The following is a 22,482-nucleotide window of genomic DNA, read 5'->3' as shown; positions in this document are numbered from 1 at the left end:
CCAGTGAAACGTGGTTTGTATGGTGTGTAGTGCGCTTTCGGTGGCAGAGTTAGTTGCTTGCCGATTCCTCCGGCGCCGTCATCAGCGAATCGAAATAGGCCATGTCCGCCGCCACGGCAGTTTGCGCGCGGCGCTCCATCGCCAGATAGCGCTTGACGATGTCGTGTCCTTGCTCGGTGACGTGCGCACCGCCGCCCTTGGCGCCGCCGGTCGCGGTCGCCACCAACGGTAGCGTAAAGCAGTGGTTCATCTCTTCCACCAACAACCAGGCGCGGCGATACGACATGCCGAGCGCCCGGGCTGCAGCGGAAATCGAACCGTTCTGCGCAATCGCCTGCAACAATGCCGCCTTGCCCGGACCGAACGCAATCGCGTCGCCCTGCATCACCCTGAGTCGAACTGATTTGGAATTTACCATGAGCGGGATTGTAGCAAGGAGGCCGCTGCAACTCAGCTATTTTATTGAGAACCGGAGGGCTTTCTCAGGTTTGCTGCTTCGCTGCCGACAGTCCGAAGCGTGGGTAGATTTTCTGTCCATGTTGAATTCACTCATCGATTGAGCGACGTTCCGCGTGGGCACTTGTGCCCACCCTACAGGTTGCCGCAATAAGAATAGCGGACAGTTTCGAGTTGACTCTCGCTGTATCCTGCCATATATTTCGCTTTTGTCCGTTGCTGCCCAGGAGATAATTTGATGCCGCCTCGTTTTAAACGCCTAGTCCTTGCCTGCGCCATTCCACTGCTGCTGTCGACCCCGGCAGTCCATGCCGCCGACCTGATCGTTTCCGCGGCAGCCAGCCTGACCAACGCCTTCAAGGAACTCGGCCAGTCTTTCGAGGCGCAGCATCCGGACACCAAGGTCATTCTCAACTTCGCCGCTTCCGATGTGCTGTTGCAGCAAATCGTCAAGGGCGCGCCGGCAGATGTATTTGCCTCAGCCGACCAGGACGCCATGAACAAGGCAGAAACGGAAAAGGCGGTGTTGCCGGCGACTCGCAAGAACTTCGCCAATAACCAGATCGTACTGATCGTGCCAACCGACAGCCAATTGCATATCACACAGCTGCAAGACCTGACCCAGCCGGCGATCAAACGCATCGCCTACGGCAATCCGGCCTCGGTGCCGGTCGGCCGCTACACCAAGGCGGCGTTGGAGAACGCAAAATTGTGGGATGCGGTATCCGCCAAGGGCGTACCGGCGCAGAACGTGCGCCAGAGCCTGGACTATGTCGCGCGTGGCGAAGTCGAGGCCGGCTTTGTCTTTTCAACCGATGCCGCGATCATGCCGGACAAGGTCAAGGTCGCCTTGCGCGTACCGTCGCAGACAGCAGTCACCTACCCGATCGCCGTCACCTCCAATAGCAAACAGGCAGATATCGCCGCCAAATTCGTCGACTATGTGCTGTCGCCGACTGGCCAAGCCACGCTGGCGCGCTACGGTTTCCTGAAACCCTGATTGGGCGGTATGATCGTCAAGTCATTCGGGTGTATTCGGACATTCGGGAGCAGCGTCCAAGGTGAGTAGAAAGCAGAATCAATGAACATCGAGAGCGGCGTTTGGGTCGCACTCTGGCTTTCGCTGAAAGTCGCAGGCTGGGCCACCGTGCTCAACCTGCTGCTCGGCGTTGCTGCTGCCTATGGGCTATCGCGCTGGCGCTCTTCTGCGCGCGACCTGGTCGACGCCATCCTGACCCTGCCGCTGGTACTGCCGCCGACCGTGCTCGGCTATTACCTGCTGGTGCTGCTGGGGCGCCGCGGCGTGTTCGGCGCCTGGCTGGAAAAATGGGGCATCGAGCTGGTATTCACCTGGCAGGGAGCGGTGATTGCCGCCACCATCGTCGCCTTTCCACTGGTCCTTAAATCGGCGCGCGCCGCATTCGACAACGTCAACCCGCAATTGGAAAACGCCGCGCGCGTCATGGGCGTATCTGAAGCCGGCGTGTTCTTCCGCGTAACGCTGCCATTGGCCTCCAAAGGCATCACCGCCGGCGTGTTGCTGGCATTTGCGCGCGCACTCGGCGAATTCGGCGCAACGCTGATGATCGCCGGCAATCTGCCGGGGCGCACCCAGACCTTGTCGATCGCCATCTATGAAGCGGTCCAGGCCGGCGACGACAATACCGCCAATGTGCTGGTATTGATCACCTCGGTGACCTGTATCGTGGTGCTGCTCATTGCTGGCTGGCTGATGCCTAAAAACCAGCAGCGCCGGCCATCGTGAAAGCTGACCGATGACCATCGAAATCAATATCCGCAAGCATCTGCAAGCTGAAGAACGTGGCTTCAACCTGGACATCGCCTTGCGCACCGACAGCAATCGCGTCGTACTGTATGGCCCATCCGGCGCCGGCAAAAGCCTGACGCTGCAAGCGCTTGCCGGTTTGCTGACTCCTGACGAGGGCCTGATACGGCTCAAGCAAAACACGCTGTTCGACAGCACCGCCGGCATTTGCCTGCCGCCGCAACGGCGCAAGGTGGCATACCTGTTCCAGGATTACGCATTGTTTCCGCACCTGACCGTGGCGCAGAACGTTGCCTTCGGCCTGCGTACCGGCTGCTTCAACATGCGCCGCCCGCAACAGCATCCAGCGGTACAGAAATGGCTGGCGTTGTTCGAACTGACCGTCACCGCCAACAGCTACCCGCATCAACTGTCCGGCGGCCAGCGGCAACGCGTGGCATTGGCGCGGGCATTGGTGTTGGAGCCGGACATCCTGCTGCTCGACGAACCGTTTTCGGCGCTCGACCTCGGCTTGCGGGAACGCATGCGGCGCGAACTCTCCGAGTTGCAGCAGCGCCTCGATGTGCCGATGATGGTGATCACCCACGATCCGGCAGACCTGGCGCTGTTGGGCGACGCCATCTTTGAAATCCGCGATGGCATGATCGCGACGCCCGACCAAATACACAGCCGGATATAAAGCCGGATATAAAAAAAGCGCAGACCTTGCGGTTCTGCGCTTTTCAATTACAGCATCACGCTGCTTAGAAAATGTGGCGGATACCCACGGCAACACCAGTCACGCTATCCTTGCCCACCAGTTCCGACACGGCTGCGTCCTTGGCCTTGTTGTAATCCACGGTACCGTAGACTTGGGTACGTTTGGACAACGCATATTCCGCTACGCCAACCAGCGCATATCGGCTGCCATCGCCCAGGTTGCCGATCGTAGCCACGGTGACATTCTTGCTCTTGTCATAGTAACCGGCTGCAGTCAGGCTCCATGCCGGAGTGGCTTGGAAAGTCGCGCCCAGGAAGTAGGCATTGTCCTTGCGTTCAACACCGCCGATGCCGCCATTGATGGCTGCGACACTATTAGAGACGCCGAAATACGCTGGCGTGGTGCCGGTGCTGTCCTTGATCTGATAGTAGCCACCGAACAGCTTGGCCGCGCCGAACGAGTATGAAGCGCTCAGGTTATAGGTAGTGTCTTTCCAGTCCGAATTGACGGCGCTGACAGTTTGCTGATAGCCGCCGCCGAACGACAATGGGCCGGTGGTGTACTGCAAGGTGCCGCCAAACTGGCTACCGCGGCGAACCGAACCAGCCTGCTCGCCCGCTGCATAGCTGACACCAGCGGAGAGGCCGCCGAATGTGCCGTAGTACTTGATCATGTTGGAATTGCGGACCAGCGTGGCGCCGGCTGGCATCCATGCATTCTGGTCGTAATTGCCAACGGTGAGCGGATCGAAGTGGTCAGCCATCAGGTCAAACAGCGGAGTCTGTTGGCGACCCAATGTGATTTGACCGAAAGAACCGGTCAGACCGACATACGATTGACGGCTGAACAAGGTGCCGGGGCTGGACATGCCGCCAGTATCAGAATTGAAGCCATTCTCCAGGCGGAAAATCGCTTTCAGGCCACCGCCCAGGTCTTCAGTACCCTTGAAACCGATACGGCTGTTGGAGATTGCGCCATTCGTAACGATGAAATTCTTTTGTCCCGCTGCGTTGTCGCTGCTGAGGTAGCGGATGCTGGTATCGACAATACCGTAGATCGTGACATTGGTCTGCGCCATTGCACCGCTGCTGGCCAAGCCCGCCGCTACGAGTAATAAAGAATATTTTTTCATGCACTCCTCCAAGGAATAAAGCTTTTTAGATTTTGTGCGACAGCGTGACGGCAACATTGAATGCAATACCGCCACTGTCGCCTTACGACTAGTTGATGGCTCCTTGCGCACTCGATTCGGCACGGGCGGGAGCTCAGTCGGCAGGAAATAATATCAGAACAACTTTTCTTAAAACAACGAAATCATCAAAAGCAGTATATTCATATGTTGTTTTTAGCGCCGATCGGGGACTTGACTAATCTCGATCTCCTCTGCTTATCCCGTGCCTGGTAAAAAGAGAAGCAAAAAAAAACCGCATCCTTGTGGGATGCGGCTTCCTGGGCGGCCGTTGCGATAACACCAACCACTTCCCGTTTGTGTACGGCGATCTCATTGCCGTACAACGGAATTGTTTTATTTTTTATACAATAATCACGCAACCTTGGCTTCGAAGAATTGCTCGTCTTCTGTCGAGCCGTGCAACGCGGTGGTCGACGACTGGCCTTGCTGAATTGCCTGGGTGACTGCATCGAAATAACCGGTGCCGACTTCGCGCTGATGCTTGACTGCGGTAAAGCCCTTGTCGGCGGCGGCGAATTCGGCTTCCTGCAGTTCGACGAAAGCCGACATCTGGTTGCGTGCATAGCCATGCGCCAGGTTGAACATCGAGTAGTTCAATGCATGGAAACCGGCCAGCGTGATGAACTGGAACTTGTAGCCCATCGCACCCAGCTCCTTCTGGAACTTGGCAATGGTGGCGTCGTCCAGGTTCTTCTTCCAGTTGAACGATGGCGAGCAGTTATACGCCAGCATCTTGCCTGGGAACTTGGCATGCACCGCTTCTGCGAATTTCTTGGCGAAAGCCAGGTCCGGCTTGCCGGTTTCGCACCACACCAGATCGGCGTATGGCGAGTAAGCCAGCGCGCGCGAGATAGCCTGATCGATACCTGGACGGGTCTTGTAGAAACCTTCGACGGTACGCTCGCCAGTCAGGAACGGCTTGTCGTTTTCGTCGACGTCGGAAGTCAGCAGGTCAGCCGCTTCAGCGTCGGTACGAGCGATCACCAAAGTAGAAGTACCGGAGACATCGGCAGCCAGACGCGCTGCGTTCAGCTTCTCGACTGCTTCACGGCTTGGCACCAGCACTTTACCGCCCATGTGGCCGCATTTCTTGACCGACGCCAGTTGATCTTCGAAGTGAACACCGGCAGCGCCTGCATCGATCATCGACTTCATCAATTCATAGGCATTCAACACGCCGCCGAAACCGGCTTCCGCATCGGCTACGATAGGCGCGAAAAAGTCGATATCGTTTTTGCCTTCCGACCATTGGATCTGGTCGGCGCGCTGGAACGTGTTGTTGATGCGCTTGACCACCAGCGGCACCGAGTTGGCTGGATACAGCGATTGGTCTGGATACATTTCACCGGCCAGGTTGGCGTCGCCGGCAACTTGCCAGCCGGACAGGTAGATCGCTTTCAAGCCAGCCTTGACTTGCTGCATGGCCTGATTGCCGGTCAACGCGCCGAGGGCATTGACGAATGGTTCTTCGTGCAGTAGCGTCCACAACTTGTTGGCGCCGCGCTTTGCCAGCGAGTGTTCGATCTGGACCGAACCGCGCAAACGGACCACGTCTTCCGCGGAGTAATTGCGGTTAACGCCTTTCCAGCGTGGATTCTCAGCCCAGTCCTTGGCCAATGCTGCTACTTGCTGTTCACGTGTAGTCATCGTCGTTCTCCTGTTAAAAGACAAAAGTAAAATCAAATCCGATGACTAAATAGTAGACCTATCTGTGCGGGGCAACAATGTCTTATATAAGACATATAAGTATTTTTAATTCGTTTAAACTCAACGACTTAACTTTCATTTTTCGCGATACGGAATAAAATTTCTGAGAATGAAATATGGAAATGCTGCCCCGCATTTGTATATTCCACATTGTGAAACGCTCTTTCCGCATGTTGAAATATCGTGGGGATAGCGTTCGACGAAACGAAATATCCAGAAAAACGATGTGAGAGATACGCAAAATCCGAGTCAAAAAAAAAACGGGAAGCATGCTTCCCGTTTTAGTGCTCGTTAATAGTAAGCTGCGTTTAGAACGACTTGCTCATGGACAGATAGAAGCCGCGGCGCTGCCCGTACTGCGGCGCACCGACGCCGATGCCGGAACCGTCGCGGATCTCGTAGACCTTGTCCAACACGTTGATCACACTCAAGCGCGTGGTGAACTTGCCGATCGGGCTGTCGCTGAACACATGGCTGGCCCCAAGGTTGACTTCGGTGTACGCCGGCAGGTGATCGGTATTGGCGAAGCCGCTGCGCAAGCCGCTACCGAACAGTGCATCGGCGGTCCAGGTCGTGCCCTGCCACAGATAGGAGACGCCGGTTGAAGCTGTAATGCTCTGGTCGTGGTCCAGGTGCACCCAGTTGTTGGCGATGTAGTTCAGTTCATCCTGGCTGAAGTTGTACTGGCTCGAGACGATGTTCTTGCCAAGTGCAGTCGAACGCGCCACGTTCAGGTAGGAAGCCAGGTTGCCATTGCGATAGTTCAGCGTCAGCTCCAGGCCGTAGACCTTGCCCTGCGCGTAGTTGAACGGCGTATACAACAAGGCGGAACCGAACTGGCCTTCGTCCAGCATGTTCTTGACCTTCTTGTAGTAGCCATCGAGGCCCAGCGTCAAATGCTGGGTCAGCTGGTGATTGACGCCAAGGTCGAAATAATCCGAACTCTCTGCCTGCACCGGATCGTTCTGGCTGCTGGCGGATGCATTGGTGGTGCCGTTGAAGCTGGCAATGGTGCTGGAGCCGATCAGTTCGCTGGCGGGCGGCGTGAAGTACTTGGCGTAACCGGCATGGAAAGTGGTCTGCGGCGTCATTTGATAGACCACGCCGATGCGCGGACTGAACTGGCTGGCGGTCACATAGGCATTGACCCAATCGGCGCGGGCGCCGTAGTTGAGGGTCACCTTGTCGCTCAATTTCCATTCATCCTGCAGATAGATACCGGCCTGGCTGGTGGTTTTCTGGCTGCTGTCGGAAAGCGAGATCGGTTGCGTCGACAACTGCGCGCCACTGTCGTCGGCCGGGAAAGTCAGGGAATCGTCGCCGTTCTTCAGATGCTCTTGCGTGTAGTTGATACCTGCGCGCAAAGTGTGATTCGCATTCAGGCGATAGCTGCCGTCGGCCTGCAAACCATTTGCCAGGCCAGTGCGCAACACGCGCGAGGCGACGCCGGTATACAACAGATCGCCGACCTGGTCCGGCTCGAACAACACTTTCGAATAACGGCTGAACGCTGCCACCTGGTAATCAATATCGTTGCCGAGCTTGCCTTGCAAGGCGAGGATGCCGTAGCGATTGGTTTCAGTCTGCCGTTCGTTGATATCGGCCGACGGGTAATTGTTCACGCCGTCAAGCTGGAAGCCTGGCGTCTGGCCCGGGCTGTTCGGTATCTGAAAGCGGCTTTCGGAATTTCCCAGGATCAGGCTGACGCGGGTATCTGCATCGAGCATGTAGGAAAAATAGCCGAAGCCCTTGTTTTGCAAAGTCCGGTCATGCAATGCAGTCGATGTGCCGACCGGATTTTCGATACCGAGGTTGTTGGCTTCGAACGAGCCGTTGATGTAATAGCTGAAGCGGTCGGTGCTGCCGCTGACATCACCGCTGATCTGGCGTGTGTTGTTGCTGCCGATCTGTACGCCGATATCGCCGCCGTCGACCTGCTCACCAGTCTTGGTATGGATATCCACCACGCCGGCAGTGCGATAACCATATTGCGCCGGCAGCGCACCGGTGAGCACGCTAACGTTTTCAACAAAGCGGGTATCGAGCGTCTGGCCGAAACCGGAAATGCTCTCGGGCAGGATGATGCCGTTCAGCCGGTATTGCAGGTTGGCGTGGTCGCCGCGCACATGCAACTGGCCGAAAGAATCTTGCGCAACGCCCGGCGCACGCAGCAGCACTTCGTTGAATGCGGTGTCTTCGCCTTGTGGCATGGCGGCGATTTCCTTAGGCCCGATCCGATAGATGCTGCTGCCGGTTTCGACCTGGATGCCGTTGCGGGCGCGATCCAGGCGATCAGCCCTCACCACGACCGCCTCGCTTGCGGAGACGCTCCCGGTGGCAGTGGGCTTCATCGTGATGTTGGCGGTCGCACCGGCTTCGTCGGCAACCGTTATCGTGCCGCTTTCCGATTGGAAGGCTGCCTTGTCTACGCTGATGGCATAGCTGCCGGGCGCGATATTACTGAAAGCGAAATGGCCTTGCTGATCGCTTTTGGTGCTGCCGACGGCATTGCCGGTGGCGTCTTTCAAGGCAACTACAGCGTCCTGCAATGGCTGGCCTTGCGCATCATGGATGGCGCCGCTGATTTCTTTTGGGGCAGACTGCGCGTAGGCAGCAGGGATGCCGAAGCCGTAGGCGAGCGCAATCAAGGCGCTCAGCCGCAACAAGCGTGTTTTCATTCTCAAACTCCGATAGGACCAACAACACAACCGCCCTTCCCTGGCCGCGCGGCGGTATCCGCAGGCGCAATCAGGGATGGGAAACAGACAGCCTCTAGGCTGTCCCAGGTCGACATGAAAGATAAAACGCTAAATAAACGTCAAATTAAACGTCAAACGGCGGAGGCAGAAGGCGGGGCTTGGGAGTGAGGAGTCAGGTAATTGTGCGGGGCCGGCACAAAGACATACACCAGCTCGATGGCGGCATGGTAGGCAAATACCAGCACCGGTGTCAGTACCGGTACCGGCACAGTCGGCACTGGTGCCGGGAAATCAGCGGCCAGATCGCAGCTGATACATTCGGTCGACTGCTCGGCCAGGCTGTGATTATGGAAAGCCATCCCGATCAGCTGGATCACCAGGATCGTTAACGCCAGCCACAGCGCCAACTGCTGCCAGCGCAGCTTGCGGCGGCGCCGAGCAGTGAAATGATCGTCGATGATCAGCCGCATGCGACACCTGTCCCGCCGCAGCAGATGCAATCGTCACACCAGACAACAGGCGCATCCGCCCCGCACGCTAAGCGCGACGGCAGATGAAGTAGTCCGGTTGATTGACAGTACATTGCGATGAGTGCCTGGGTTGAGTCTGGGAACAGGAATCCGATGCTGGATCCAGACTGCGAGTGTAATCGCGAACAGGCATTGCTTGCAACACATTTGCAACCGAGTTGCACATTATAAAACGGCCGACGCCAGCGTCGGCGTCGGCCTCGGACTCACATCACTGCCGGTCCAACCCCGCCGCCCGCATGCGATCGGCATCACTGGCAAAAGTCTGCGCGCGCAGGGTGTCGATTTGTCGCTCACGATCTGCCTCGGCAGTGCCTGCCTGCTGGCGGATCTGGTCGGCGGCCTGGCGATATTGCGCGTAACGATCCTGCCAGGCTTGCTCTTCCTGCCCCAACTGATCGAAACGCTGTGCCGCCGCGGCACCAAATTGCTGCGCCATCATGTCATGCTGCGCCTGCTGGCTGGCGCCTTGCTGGCGCAGCGTTCGCAATTGATCGATTCCTTTCTGACGCGGATCGTCGGCAGCGGAGCCGAGCGCGGTCCCGGCGCCGCTGCGCAACGCCGCCAGCATGCGCTGCGACTCGGCCTCTTCATCGCCAAACCAGACCTTTGCCACCTCGATCCCAAGTGTATCCTGCCGCAGCCGCGACAACTGGGCCAGCCACGCCGCCATGCGATCAGCGTCCGGCGCCGCCATCTTGCTGTCGGCTGTGACGACCGGCATGGCCTGGCGCTCCAGCAAGGCATCGTGGGCCGCCAGGTAGGTCACGTAGGACCGCGCAACCCGCTCGGCATCGGCATACGCGAGCGGCGGCAGGCTGGCCTTCAGGTGTGCCAGCAATTGCGCCATGTGTTCTGCCCTGGTTCCTGGCAAACCGCCCAGCAGGTAATAGTCGAACACATCGCGCAAAGCCCGGTTGATGCGCAAATGCTGGTCCGCGCCGACTTGCAGTCCGTCCGGTGGACTGGTGTCGGCAGCGGCCGTTGCCTTTGCCTTTGCCGATGCGACGTCGCTCCAATGACCGGGGCCGAAACCTGCTGCCCCGGCAGGTGCGGAACCAGCCTGCGCAGCGGTTGCCGCAGGCGCCGCTGGTTCCGCCCAGCGGAACCAGCCCAGTGCATATGCAAGCAAACCGATGCCGACAACAATCAGCGCCAGTCGTAGCCAGTATCTGGTTCGCATTTGCCGGCTCCTACAGACCGGCTGTCTTGAGGCGGTTGGCCTGGGTGCGGATAGTTACCACCGGATCGGCGCTGAACAGGCCGCGCAGACCGAACAGCTGGTTGACTTCATCCAGATGGTTCCAGCCATAGACGCCTAGTTCGCGTCCGAAACGTGCGCTGCATACCGGCACCAAGCCGTCGTTATCGCCGCCGCCGGCTGTCTTGATGATGACGCTGCCCAGCACCATGATCGGATCGGTCACATCCAGCAGGTTGGTGCCAGCCTGGTTGCCAGCCCACGAATACAGCAACTGGGTGTTGCCGTTACGGACCTCGGACGCGGCGCCGCTCTTGCTGCTGCAGCTGGCAGGTACACCGGCACTCGGATAACGCCGGTTGAAATCGGCCGCGCCAGCCGTGGTCAAGCCATTCAGTGCGGCCAGCGGATCTTGTGGTTGTGGGTTACCGACAAACAGGCTCAGCAGCGATCCCAGCACCGAGGTGCCGTCTGCCAGCAGGTTCTTCAAGGCCTGCGGCGTCATCGCCACCGTATCGGCGACCGGCGTTCCGGCATGCGGCGTGCCGATGGTGGTGACGGAGGCAATCCATTGCGGCTTGACTGCGGCGGCGTAGCGCGATGTCGTACCGCCCTGGCTGTGCGCAATCAGGTTGACCTTGGCGGCGCCGGTGGCAGCCAGTACGCTGCTGATCTGCTTCAGCAATTCTTCACCACGCTGTTCATCGCTGTTGAACGCCGCGACATCGGCGACATAAACAGTAGCACCGTTGGCGCGCAGGTCACTCGGGATTTGCCACCAGTAGTCGATCACGCCAAAGTACTTGGACGTGCCGCTGAGGCCATGCACCAGCACGATCGGATACTTGGTCTGGGCGTAGGTAGCGGCGGCGGCAGTGCCGAACAAACTCGGCAACACACCTTGGGCCGGCCCCATTGTGAAACAACAAAAAAAGACAGAAGCAACTGCGATTCGGCGTAGCGATTTCATAACCACATCTCCTTATATAAACGCACGGTCGTGCTCTTTTGTTGTCTTAATAGTACACAGATAATTTCATGGATACAATTGATTACATTTGTCGAGAATCGGCGAAAAACAACACTGTTACCCGTTCCGAAAACCCTGCGCCATAGGGAAAATATGCAAGACGGTGACTGGTTAAAATATCCGCACAATGTTTGTTTGGCGCAACATTTGGCAATTCCGGCTGATGCTGAAATGCCGCCTTCACAAGCGCCAGTTAGTGCCAGCAAGGCATAATGGTGCCGCCCGGCTCGCCGGTAATATAAAAACAGGAGAAAGAATGCCAACTCGTGAAGAAACACAGGCGCAATGGCTGGCCCAGGAAGCCGCCGTCCGCGCTAAATTGGCCGCCCCCGGCGTCTCAACGCTGGAGCAACTGAAGCAATCCAGCGGCATCGAATTTTTGCAACGCATTCTTGACGGCGAATTGCCACCCCCACCCATCGCGCAAACACTGGATTTCACGCTGATTGAAGCAGAACCGGGCCGCATTGTTTTTCAGGGGACACCTGGCATGCAGCACTACAATCCGATCGGCAGCGTACATGGCGGCTATTTCTGCACCCTGCTCGATTCGGCGCTCGGTTGCGCGGTGCAATCGACACTGCCCAAAGGCAGCGGCTACACCACGCTCGAATTGAAGGTCAATCTGATACGCGCACTCACCGACAAGACCGGGCCGGTGCGCGCCATCGGCAAGGTGATCCAGGTCGGTGGCCGGGTCGGCGTGGCGGAAGCGGAGATTGTCGATGTTGAAGGCAAAATCTATGCGCATGGCACTACCACCTGCCTGGTCTTTCCACTGCCTTAAACCTCCCTCGTCATGGCGCCTGCGGCCCATGCGCCGCAATAAGCGAATCGCGCAAGCTCCTACGCTGCGGCGCATCACAACCATAAAAGAAAGCCAATAGAACCCGGCATACGGAATGCCCGGGTGAGGCCTTTTATCACCAATCTCCATCTTTCACCACCTGTCACTTCTTATAGCTAGCAAAGCAAAAAGCGAACAGATATATTTATTTCCCATAGGGAATATTTGAATGTGTATCAACACGTCGCCGCACGCATTGCAACGCAGCAAAACTGTCGACCCAGGCAGCTGATTCTGCAATTTGACGGGCAGTACGTCGTGACAATCGACAATCCGCCCCACCAGAGGGTAAGCCATGCATTCGTCCCGCGCGCAGCCAGCCCATTGCCGTTTTCACCCTTGATATGGAGAAGCGCTTGCCTACCCTCGACCGCCCTACCGCCATACCACTGACCTCCGGACAACTGGCCATGTGGCTGGGTGCAAAATTCGCGTCGCCGGACACCAATTTCAACCTTGCCGAAGCAGTCGACATTGACGGCAAGATCAACCCGGCGGCTTTCCTCGCGGCACTGCAGACGGTGGCCAACGAGGCCGAAGCCGCGCGCCTGCATTTTGTGGAAACCGAAGATGGTCCACGACAGATTGTTGCGCCCACCTTCACCGGGTTGCTGCCGTACCTCGACTTCAGTGCCGAGAACGATCCAGCGGCAGCCGCCGAAGCCTGGATGCGCGCAGATTTCAGCCGCAATGTCGATCTCACGCATGGCCAGCTGTGGTTGTGCGCCTTGATCCGCATCGCCCCTGCCCGTTTCATCTGGTATCACCGCTGCCACCACATCGTGCTGGACGGTTTCGGTGGCGGCTTGATTGCGCGCCGCCTGGCCGATGTCTACAGCGCCTTGATCAACAACACACAAGCTTCAGAAGACACCGCCTTCGCGCCGATTGCACAACTCGCGCTGGAAGATGCCGCGTATCGCGAATCCGGCCGCTTTCCTCGCGACCGCCAATACTGGACGGAGCATTTCAGCGACACGCCTGATCCGTTGAGCCTGGCCAGCCAGCGTTCGGTCAACGTTGGCGGCCTGCTGCGCCAGACCGTGCATTTGCCAGCGGCCAGCGTCAGTGCATTGCATGACATCGCGCGCGAACTGGGCGCAACCTTGCCGCAGATATTGATTGCAGCGACATCGGCGTATCTGTACCGCGCCACCGGCGCCGAGGATATGGTGATCGGCATTCCGGTTACCGCCCGTCACAACGAACGCATGCGACAGGTGCCGGCCATGGTGGCGAACGCACTGCCGGTGCGCCTGGCAATGCATGCCGAACTGCCGGTCGATGAACTGGTGCGTGAGATCGGACGGCAGATGCGGCAACTCTTGCGGCATCAATCCTATCGCTATGAAAACCTGCGCAACGACTTGAACATCCTGGGCAATAACCAGCAACTGTTCACCACCGTGATCAACATCGAACCATTCGATTACGATTTCCGTTTTGGCGGCCACACCGCCAAGCCGCGCAATCTGTCCAACGGCACCGCCGAAGACCTCGGCATCTTTTTCTACGAGCGCGGCAACGGCCAGGACTTGCAAATCGATTTCGACGCCAATCCAGCGCTCTACAGTGCCGAGGTGCTGGCCGGCCACCAGCGCCGCCTGCTGCGGGTATTCGCGGCGATCATTGACCAGCCGCAGCAACGCATCGGACACATAGACTTGCTCGACAGCGCCGAACGCAAACAATTGCTGGATGGCTGGAACGACACCCAATATCCGGTGGAAGACACCAATTTGGCGGCACTCATCGAAGCACAGGCAGCACGGAGCAAGGATGGCGAGGCATTGCGCTTCGACGGCAACGCGTTGAGCTACGCCGATTTGAATCAACGCGCCAACCGACTGGCACGCCTGCTGCGTGCGCAGGGCGCCGGTCCCGAGCGGGTCGTCGCAATCGCCGTGCCGCGCTCGCTGGAACTGGTGGTGGCGCTGCTGGCAATCCTGAAAACCGGCGCGGCCTACCTGCCGGTCGACCCCGATTATCCGCAAGACCGGATCACCTTCATGCTGGGCGATGCGCAACCGGTCTGCCTGCTCACCACCAGCGCCCTGGCGCCGACGCTGCCTGCCAGCGTCCCACAATTACTGCTCGACCTGCCGCAGACAGCAGCCGCAATCGACGCCTATGCCGACACCAATCTGCAAGACCATGAGCGCAGCACGGCGTTGACACCGCTGCATCCGGCCTACGTGATCTACACCTCCGGTTCGACCGGCAAGCCGAAGGGCGTGGTGGTGTCGCATCGTGCCATCGTCAATCGCCTGGGCTGGATGCAGGCGACTTACGGTTTGCAAGCCGAGGATCGGGTGTTGCAAAAGACACCGTCCAGTTTCGACGTCTCGGTATGGGAATTTTTCTGGCCCCTGATCGATGGCGCCACGCTAGTGCTTGCCAAACCCGGCGGCCACAAGGACGCCGCCTACCTTGCCGGCCTGATCGCGGCGGAACGCATCACGACCGTCCATTTCGTGCCATCGATGCTGGAAGTGTTCTTGCTCGAACCGAATGCCTCCACTTGCCGTTCGCTGCGACGCGTGATCTGCAGCGGCGAAGCCCTGGCGCCGTTGCTGCAGGCGCAATTCCAGCAGCGCCTCGGCTGCGAACTCCATAATCTGTATGGCCCGACCGAAGCCGCTGTCGACGTCACTTACTGGGATTGCCTCGCCGCCGCAGCCAACGAACGCAATCCCGAACGCGTACCGATCGGCTTCCCGATCTGGAACACCCAGATGTACGTACTCGACAGCGGCCTGCAACCGGTGCCTGCCGGCGTGACCGGCGAACTGTATATCGCCGGCGCTGGTCTGGCGCGCGGCTACCTGAATCGCCCGGTGCTGAGCGCCGAACGCTTCGTCGCCAATCCCTACGGCGTACCCGGCAGCCGCATGTACCGTAGCGGCGACCTGGCCCGCTGGCGCGCCGACGGCAGCCTGGATTTCCTTGGCCGCGCCGACCAGCAAGTGAAGATTCGCGGCTTCCGCATCGAACCGGGTGAAATCGAATCGGCGCTGCTGCAACATCCGCAGGTAGCGCAGGCCGCAGTCGTGGTACGCGAAGATGTGCCGGGCGAAAAGCGACTGGTCGCATATCTGGTTGCCACTCCCGGCAACGATCCGCAGCCGGCAGAGCTACGCGAACACGCTGCACACATCCTGCCTGACTACATGGTGCCGTCGGCTTTCGTCAACCTGGCCGCCCTGCCGTTGAGCCCAAGCGGAAAACTGGACCGCAAGGCGCTGCCGGCGCCGGAACGGCAGGCCGCCACGCCCTATGCCGCGCCGCGCACGCCTACTGAAAAGATACTCGCCCAGCTCTGGGCCGATACCCTGCATCTGGACCGCGTCGGCATCCACGACAACTTCTTCGAACTGGGCGGACATTCGCTGCTTATCGTGCAACTGATCTCGATGATCCGCCAGCAATTCATGATCGACCTGCCATTGGATACGCTGTTCCAGGTATCCACCATCGCCGGCCTGGCGGAGCGGCTGGATCAGGAATCGGTAGCACGCGCAAGCCTGTCGCCGATGCCTCGGCCGCAGCGGATTCCGCTGTCGTTTGCCCAGCGCCGGCTATGGCTGATGAATCAGCTGGAAGGTTCAAACCCTGCCTACAATATGCCGCTCGCCTTGCGCCTGGCTGGCAGTCTGAATCGCCACGCACTACAAGCCGCCCTGGGCGATCTGGCGCAACGCCACGAAAGCCTGCGCACAATCTATCCGAATCACGCCGGTGTGCCTTATCAACAAATTCTCGACGCCACGCACGATGCCGCCGCGCACCCGCCATTCATTGAAGTCGACACCACCGAGGAAACATTGCCTGCCATGCTGCGCGCCGCGGCCGGCTATGGCTTTGAACTCAGCAATACGCCGCCATTGCGCGTCTATCTGTTCCGCCTGGACGCCGATGAGCATGTGCTGCTGTTGCTGACCCACCATATCGCCGGCGACGGCGCATCGCTGCTGCCGCTGGGGCGCGACCTCAGCGTCGCTTACGCCGCCCGCTGCCGTGGCATTTCGCCCGGCTGGGCGCCGCTGCCGCTGCAATATGCCGACTATGCGCTGTGGCAGCAAGAACTGCTTGGTAGCGAAGACAATCCAGACAGCCTGATCGGCCGCCAGCGCGATTTCTGGCGCGAGGCATTACGCGACCTACCGGAACAGCTGGCTCTACCGACTGATCATCCGCGCCCTTCGACACCAAGTCATCGCGGCGACGTGGTGCCGCTGCAGATCGGCGCACAACTGCACGAGCGTTTGCTACAACTCGCGCGCGACGGCCAAGCGAGCGTCTTCATGGTGCTGCAGGCCGCCCTCGCCGGCCTGTTAAGCCGCCTCGGCGCCGGCCACGACATCGCCATCGGCAGCCCCGTGGCGGGCCGCAGCGATCATGCATTGGATGAACTGATCGGCTGCTTCGTCAACACACTCGTACTGCGCACCGACACCTCGGGCCAGCCCAGCCTGCGCGATCTGATCGAGCGCGTGCGGACGGCCAACCTGGCTGCTTATGCGAACCAGGAAATGCCGTTCGACCGCCTGGTCGACATGTTGCGACCGGATCGCTCGCGCGCCAGCCATCCGCTATTCCAGGTAATGCTCGGGTTCCAGAACAGCAGCCGGCTGGCGTTCAGCATGCCCGGCCTGTCGGTCACACCGCAGCCGGTCGCCATCGACACCGCCAAATTCGATCTGTCGTTCATTTTGAGCGAACAACGCAACGCTGACGGCCTGCCGGGTGGAATCAGCGGCGGCATCCAGTACAGCACCGATCTGTTCGAGCGTGACACGATCGACAGCATCGCAGCACGCTTGCTGCACTTGCTGGAAGAGGCCTGCGCCGCACCGGATCAACCCATCGCGGCCATCGACATCCTGAGCACAGCTGAACGGCACCGCCTGCTGGTCGAATGGAGCGGCAGCACGCGCGACCTGCCGCTGCACAGCTTCGCCACCATGGTGGAAGCGCAGGCATCCGCGCGCCCCGATGCGATCGCGATAGTGCTCGACGACGGCACGGTAAGTTATGCTGAGTTGAACACGCGTGCCAATCGCCTGGCGCATCTGCTGAGCGGCCAAGGCGTCGGCCCAGGCGCAATCGTCGCTACCGTATTGCCGCGTTCGCTCGACCTGGTGCTGGCACATCTGGCCATCGTCAAGGCTGGCGCCGCCTACCTGCCGATCGATCCGAACTACCTGGCGGCACGCAGCCCATTCGTCTTCTATGAAGCCGCGCCGGCTTGCGTGATCACCAACATGGCGCTACTGCCGCAATTGATCGATATTCCCCACCGGTTGGCGCTGGACGCCGATATCACGGTAGCTGCGCTGGCAATACAGTCAGAAAACAATCTCGCCAATCAGGGCTGTAACCCCGCGCTTCATGCCGAGGATGCGGCTTATATCATCTACACCTCTGGCTCTACCGGCATGCCGAAAGGCGTGGTGGTTACCCATGCCGGCATCGCCAGCCTGGCCACCGCCATGATCGAACAGCTTGCGATTGACGGTCATTCACGGGTGCTGCAATTTTCCTCCTGCGGCTTCGATGCTTCGATCATGGATCAGATGATGGCCTTCGCGGCCGGCGCCGCGTTGGTGGTGCCAACCGCACAGCAACCGCTCGGCGAAGAGCTCGCAGATGTACTGACGCGCCACGCAGTCAGCCACGCGCTGATCCCGCCGGCAGCCCTGGCGACCTTGCCGGCTGGCGAGTTCAGGCAGTTGCACACGCTGGTGGTCGGCGGCGATGTCTGCCCGCCGGCGCTGGCGGCGCAGTGGTCGCAAGGACGTTACATGATCAACGCCTACGGCCCGACTGAAATTACCATCTGCGCCAGCTTGAGTTCACCCATGAGCGGCGACGAACTGCCTTCAATCGGGCGGCCGGTCTGGAATACCCGGATGTACGTGCTGGACCACAACCTGCAACCGGTGCCTGCCGGCGTGACCGGCGAGCTGTATATCGCCGGCGCTGGTCTGGCGCGCGGCTACCTGAATCGCCCGGTGCTGAGCGCCGAACGCTTCGTCGCCAATCCCTACGGCACACCTGGCAGCCGCATGTACCGCAGCGGCGACCTGGCCCGCTGGCGCGCCGACGGCAGCCTGGATTTCCTTGGCCGCGCCGACCAGCAAGTGAAGATTCGCGGCTTCCGCATCGAACCGGGCGAGATCGAATCGGCGCTGCTGCAGCATCCGCAGGTCGCGCAGGCAGCAGTTGTGGTGCGCGAAGACGTGCCGGGTGAAAAACGGCTGGTGGCGTATCTGGTCGCCACTTCCGGCAACGATCCGCAGCCGGCAGAACTACGCGAACACGCTGCGCACATCCTGCCTGATTACATGGTGCCATCGGCTTTCGTCAACCTGCCCGCCTTGCCGTTGAGCCCAAGCGGAAAACTGGACCGCAAGGCGCTGCCGGCGCCGGAACGGCAAGCCGCCACACCCTATGCCGCGCCGCGCACGACCACTGAAAAGATACTCGCACAGCTCTGGGCAGAAACCCTGCATCTGGAACAGGTCGGCATCCACGACAACTTCTTCGAACTAGGCGGCCATTCACTGCTGGCAATCCAGCTTGGCATGCGTATCCGCGAACAGATCCGCGCTGATTTCCCACACGCCGGCATCTACACACATCCGACCATCTCGGCCCTGGCCGCCTTGATCGATAACTCAGGCGGCGCTGTTGCCGCCCTCGACCTGGCGCGCGAACTGCACCTGCCGACACACATCCGCAGCGCTGGCCAGCAACCTTCGCTGCAACCCAAGCGGGTGTTCCTGACCGGCGCCAGCGGCTTCGTCGGCAGCCATCTGCTGGCCACGCTGCTGCGCGACACCGGCGCTAGCGTGATCTGCCACGTGCGCGCCGACAATGCGCAAGCAGCCCGCGTTCGCCTGCAACGTACGCTGGCCGAACGCCAGCTAGGATCGATCTGGGACGACCACCGGATTGAAGTAGTGGCTGGCGACCTCGGCGCGCCGCAACTTGGCCTCAGCCAGGACGCGGCGCAGATGATCCGCGATGATTGCGACGCCATCTACCATTGCGCGGCGCAGGTCGATTTCCTGCATCCGTACGCCAGCCTGAAGGCAGCCAATGTCGACAGTGTGGTAACCCTGCTTGACTGGAGCGCGCAAGGACGGCCGAAGAGCCTGCACTATATTTCCACGCTGGCGGTAATCGATCCTGGCACCAGCGACGGGCTGGTGACTGAACGTTCGCCGCTGGCATCCTGGAATGGCTTGTTGGACGGTTACAGCCAGAGCAAATGGGTCGGCGATGCGCTGGCCAGGGAGGCCCAGGCGCGCGGTTTGCCAGTGACCATCTACCGGCTTGGCGCGGTGACCGGCGACCATACGCACGCGATCTGCAACGCCGTTGACCTGATCTGGCGCGTGGCGCATCTGTACGCCGAACTGGAAGCAATCCCGGACATGGACCTGCCGCTCAACCTGACCCCGGTCGACGATGTCGCCCGCGCCATCCTCGGCCTCGCCGGCCAACGCGCAGCACATGGCCAGGTATACCACCTGATGGGCCAGATGCCATTGCGGGTACGCGATATTCCGCCGGTGTTCGCGCGTCTCGGCCTGAGCCTGGAGCCACTGGCCCTGGAAAGCTGGCTGCAACGCGCCCATCAACGCCTGGCCGTGACACAGGACCGCGACCTGGCCGCAGTGCTGGCAATCCTGGATCGCTACGACTCGTCGGCGACGCCACCGAAAGTCTGCGGCGCGGCAACGCATGCGCAACTGGAAGCACTGGGTGCAGCGATCCGTCCGGTCGACAGCAATCTGCTGGAACGCTATTTCGTCAACCTCGGCATCAAGAAGGCGCGCGCACCGCTCGAAATCAGCATCTAGGAGACAACCTTGCGTTTCATTACTGACTCACAAACCGGAGCCGCGCCATGGCACGCTACCTGATTGCCGCCACTGCCATGCCTGGCCATGTCTCGCCGATGCTGGCCATTGCCCAGCACTTGAGCCAGCTCGGAAATCAGGTGCTGGTACATACAGGGAGCCAGTTCCAGGCACAGGCCGAAGCCGCCGGCGCTACTTTCGTGGCGTTCGAGCGCGCCATCGATTTCGATTACCGGCGCATGGATGAACATTTTCCCGAACAACGCCGCCTGAACTCCGGCCATGCGCAGTTGTGCTTCGGCCTCAAGCATTTCTTCGCCGACGCCATGATGCCGCAACTGGCCGGGATCAATGCCATCCTGCAGACTTTCCCGGCCGACGCCATCCTGGTCGACACCATGTTCTGCGGCACCATCCCGCTATTGCTCGGCCCGCGTCATGCACGGCCGCCCATTGTCGCCATCGGCATCTCGGCATTGCCGCTGTCGAGTTGTGACACCGCGTTCTTCGGCACCGCGCTGCCGCCGTCCGCAACGCCGGAAGGACGCCTGCGCAACCAGGCCATGAACAGCAATCTGAAGCAAGCCATGTTCGGCGAAGTCCAGGGTTACTTCGACAGTGTGCTAGTGCGTTCCGGACATCCGCCGCTACCGACTTTTGTCATCGACGCCATGATCACCCTGCCCGACCTGTACCTGCAGCTGACCGCGGCCTCTTTCGAGTATCCGCGCAGCGATCTGCCGCCGTCAGTACGTTTCGTCGGCCCGTTGCTGGCGCCGGCCGACTCCAGCTTTGAGGAGCCAGACTGGTGGCCGGAGCTGCACGACGGCCGTTCGGTCGTACTGGTCACGCAAGGCACCTTGGCCAACCAGAATCCACAACAGCTGATCGGCCCCACGCTGAAAGCGCTGGCGGCATCCAAGGATATCCAGGTCATCGCCACCACCGGCGGCCCGGTGCCAGCCGATCTAGCCGCCGCGGCGCCAGCGAATGCGCTGGTGCTGCCATTCCTGCCCTACGCGCAATTGCTGCCCAAGGTGCATGCGATGGTCACCAACGGCGGCTATGGTTCAGTCAATCATGCGTTGAGCCTTGGCATACCGCTGGTGGTTTCCGGCAATACCGAGGAAAAGCCGGAGATTGCTGCGCGCATAGCCTGGTCGGGCGCCGGCATCAATCTCGGCAGCGGCCAGCCCAACGCGCGCCAGATCGGCGATGCAGTGCGCAAGGTCCTGGGGGAACCACGCTATCGCCAACGTGCTGCGGCCCTGCGCGACGATTTCGCGCGCCATCGCGCACTCGATGAAATTACCGACGCGGTCTTGATGCTGCAGCGGACCGGTGGCGCCGCCGCTGCTGGCGCAAGCGCATCGAAAATTGAAGCATTGAGCCAAATGAAAAACCCTGAGGAGAGTGAAGATGAGCCATCCGTTTGACGATAAGCAAGCGCAGTTCCTGGTGCTGCGCAATGATGAAGGTCAGCATTCATTGTGGCCGATCTTCATCGACATTCCAGCGGGCTGGACAGTTGCGCTGGCTGCGAGCGACCGCGTATCCTGCAATGCCTATATCGAGGCAAACTGGGCCGACATGCGGCCACGTTCGCTGATTGCGACAAGCGTCTGATTAGAGCCTGTTCAATCTCTAGCCGGCGATCTCGGCGGCCGCATCGATTGCCTGCGCGCCGTCGCCCGGCTCATCAACTGCCTCATCAGTTTCCACCTTCGCCAGCTTGATGTACTCAATATTCAAAGTGATGGCTTCGCTGTAACGCAGCACGAAATAATCGCCCTCGACGCCGTAGAAGCGCGTCGGATCGTCGTCCGCCGGGTCATACCGCTGATCGGCGAGCAACGGCCGCCGCATGACCTGTTGCAGGATCAGCCGATCCAGGCCGCCATCGGCATCGACGAAAAAATCGTCGAGGATGCCGATGAACAGAACCGCCTGCCCGGCCACATTGACGATGGCGGACACCGAGATAAAGTCAGGCTGGTTGTCTTCATCGAAGTCGGCGCCCGTCAGCAGGTAATACCACGGCGCCTGATGAAAGCGGAATAACGGAGCAAACCAGCCGGCATTGAAACGGTCAAGCCGGAAGCGGGTTATCAACATGCGGAATGCTGTCGGCGCGATCAGCGCGCCGGCGTACAGGCTCAGGAAATACGCGCATATCCAGAAAAACTGAGTGGCAATCGCATCCACCGCCCGCGACTGGCTAGCCGGATCTGCCGACAATATCTTCAACAGCACCGCCGGCTGCAACGCCCTTCCGAACAGCACGCCTGATGCGATCAGCCACAAAAGATGAAAAACGCAACTCCACAACACCGCCTCAGTGACAATCTGGCCAAACGGAGAAAAATCCAGGGACGCGCGCTCCGCTCGCTTGAATCGCGAACGGGCAATAAATCCGGGGAGAAGTAGCAGGAAAACGATTAAGGCAGGTAGCGCTACGTTCAT

General features: G+C 59.9%; 16 protein-coding genes. 8 read left to right on the top strand and 8 right to left on the bottom strand.

The annotated features are described in order from the left end of the window. Window positions 1-49: 49 nt before the first annotated feature. Entirely contained in the window at window positions 50-418 is a 369-nt protein-coding gene (locus tag ACIPF8_RS00555) for a winged helix-turn-helix domain-containing protein (protein ID WP_400416477.1), read from the bottom strand. A 276-nt stretch (window positions 419-694) separates the two neighbouring features. Between ACIPF8_RS00555 and modA the strand changes: the two genes are divergently transcribed. From modA to ACIPF8_RS00540, 3 genes are all read left to right on the top strand, one after another. Continuing rightward, on the top strand, window positions 695-1,456 hold the full coding sequence (modA, locus tag ACIPF8_RS00550; RefSeq protein ID WP_400416476.1) for a molybdate ABC transporter substrate-binding protein: 762 nt from the start codon (window positions 695-697) through the stop codon (window positions 1,454-1,456). 81 nt (window positions 1,457-1,537) lie between these two features. Continuing rightward, window positions 1,538-2,221, top strand: coding sequence for a molybdate ABC transporter permease subunit (modB, locus tag ACIPF8_RS00545; protein WP_400416474.1), 684 nt, complete (start codon window positions 1,538-1,540; stop codon window positions 2,219-2,221). 10 nt (window positions 2,222-2,231) lie between these two features. Then, window positions 2,232-2,921: an ABC transporter ATP-binding protein gene (locus ACIPF8_RS00540; protein WP_400416473.1), complete on the top strand. Its 690-nt coding sequence runs from the start codon at window positions 2,232-2,234 to the stop codon at window positions 2,919-2,921. Window positions 2,922-2,985: 64 nt separating this feature from the next. Here the strand turns inward: ACIPF8_RS00540 and ACIPF8_RS00535 are convergent, their stop codons facing one another. The 6 genes from ACIPF8_RS00535 to ACIPF8_RS00510 all read right to left on the bottom strand — a co-directional run bounded on the left by ACIPF8_RS00535 (window position 2,986) and on the right by ACIPF8_RS00510 (window position 11,187). Beyond that, window positions 2,986-4,074, bottom strand: coding sequence for a porin (locus ACIPF8_RS00535; protein WP_400416471.1), 1,089 nt, complete (start codon window positions 4,072-4,074; stop codon window positions 2,986-2,988). Between the two features lie 411 nt (window positions 4,075-4,485). After that, window positions 4,486-5,781 (bottom strand): isocitrate lyase, encoded by a 1,296-nt coding sequence (gene aceA / locus ACIPF8_RS00530; protein ID WP_400416470.1) that lies wholly within the window; start codon window positions 5,779-5,781, stop codon window positions 4,486-4,488. A gap of 368 nt (window positions 5,782-6,149) precedes the next feature. Then, window positions 6,150-8,519: a TonB-dependent receptor gene (locus tag ACIPF8_RS00525; protein ID WP_400416468.1), complete on the bottom strand. Its 2,370-nt coding sequence runs from the start codon at window positions 8,517-8,519 to the stop codon at window positions 6,150-6,152. A gap of 152 nt (window positions 8,520-8,671) precedes the next feature. After that, complete coding sequence (locus ACIPF8_RS00520) at window positions 8,672-9,010, bottom strand: hypothetical protein (RefSeq protein ID WP_400416467.1); 339 nt, start codon at window positions 9,008-9,010, stop codon at window positions 8,672-8,674. A 271-nt stretch (window positions 9,011-9,281) separates the two neighbouring features. Further along, the gene (locus ACIPF8_RS00515; protein ID WP_400416465.1) at window positions 9,282-10,253 is read right to left on the bottom strand and encodes a lipase secretion chaperone; all 972 of its coding nucleotides are present in this window, start codon (window positions 10,251-10,253) and stop codon (window positions 9,282-9,284) included. 10 nt (window positions 10,254-10,263) lie between these two features. Then, window positions 10,264-11,187: a lipase family alpha/beta hydrolase gene (locus ACIPF8_RS00510; RefSeq protein WP_400416464.1), complete on the bottom strand. Its 924-nt coding sequence runs from the start codon at window positions 11,185-11,187 to the stop codon at window positions 10,264-10,266. A gap of 132 nt (window positions 11,188-11,319) precedes the next feature. Between ACIPF8_RS00510 and ACIPF8_RS00505 the strand changes: the two genes are divergently transcribed. The 5 genes from ACIPF8_RS00505 (at window position 11,320) to ACIPF8_RS00485 (ending at window position 21,645) form a co-directional block, all read left to right on the top strand. Beyond that, window positions 11,320-11,514: a hypothetical protein gene (locus tag ACIPF8_RS00505; protein WP_400416463.1), complete on the top strand. Its 195-nt coding sequence runs from the start codon at window positions 11,320-11,322 to the stop codon at window positions 11,512-11,514. 43 nt (window positions 11,515-11,557) lie between these two features. Then, window positions 11,558-12,088: a PaaI family thioesterase gene (locus tag ACIPF8_RS00500; protein ID WP_400416461.1), complete on the top strand. Its 531-nt coding sequence runs from the start codon at window positions 11,558-11,560 to the stop codon at window positions 12,086-12,088. A 416-nt stretch (window positions 12,089-12,504) separates the two neighbouring features. Further along, window positions 12,505-20,019 (top strand): amino acid adenylation domain-containing protein, encoded by a 7,515-nt coding sequence (locus ACIPF8_RS00495; RefSeq protein WP_400416459.1) that lies wholly within the window; start codon window positions 12,505-12,507, stop codon window positions 20,017-20,019. Window positions 20,020-20,066: 47 nt separating this feature from the next. Continuing rightward, on the top strand, window positions 20,067-21,455 hold the full coding sequence (locus ACIPF8_RS00490; protein ID WP_400416458.1) for a glycosyltransferase: 1,389 nt from the start codon (window positions 20,067-20,069) through the stop codon (window positions 21,453-21,455). Continuing rightward, window positions 21,439-21,645: an MbtH family protein gene (locus ACIPF8_RS00485; protein WP_400416455.1), complete on the top strand. Its 207-nt coding sequence runs from the start codon at window positions 21,439-21,441 to the stop codon at window positions 21,643-21,645. Before ACIPF8_RS00490 ends, ACIPF8_RS00485 begins: the two co-directional genes overlap by 17 nt. 18 nt (window positions 21,646-21,663) lie before the next feature. Here the strand turns inward: ACIPF8_RS00485 and ACIPF8_RS00480 are convergent, their stop codons facing one another. After that, complete coding sequence (locus ACIPF8_RS00480) at window positions 21,664-22,482, bottom strand: hypothetical protein (RefSeq protein ID WP_400416452.1); 819 nt, start codon at window positions 22,480-22,482, stop codon at window positions 21,664-21,666.

The organism is Collimonas sp. NPDC087041, assembly GCF_044745265.1.
Taxonomy (GTDB): Bacteria; Pseudomonadota; Gammaproteobacteria; order Burkholderiales; family Burkholderiaceae_D; genus Collimonas.
Note: the sequence above shows the minus strand (reverse complement) of the source record. Positions and strands in the feature narration are given on the sequence as shown.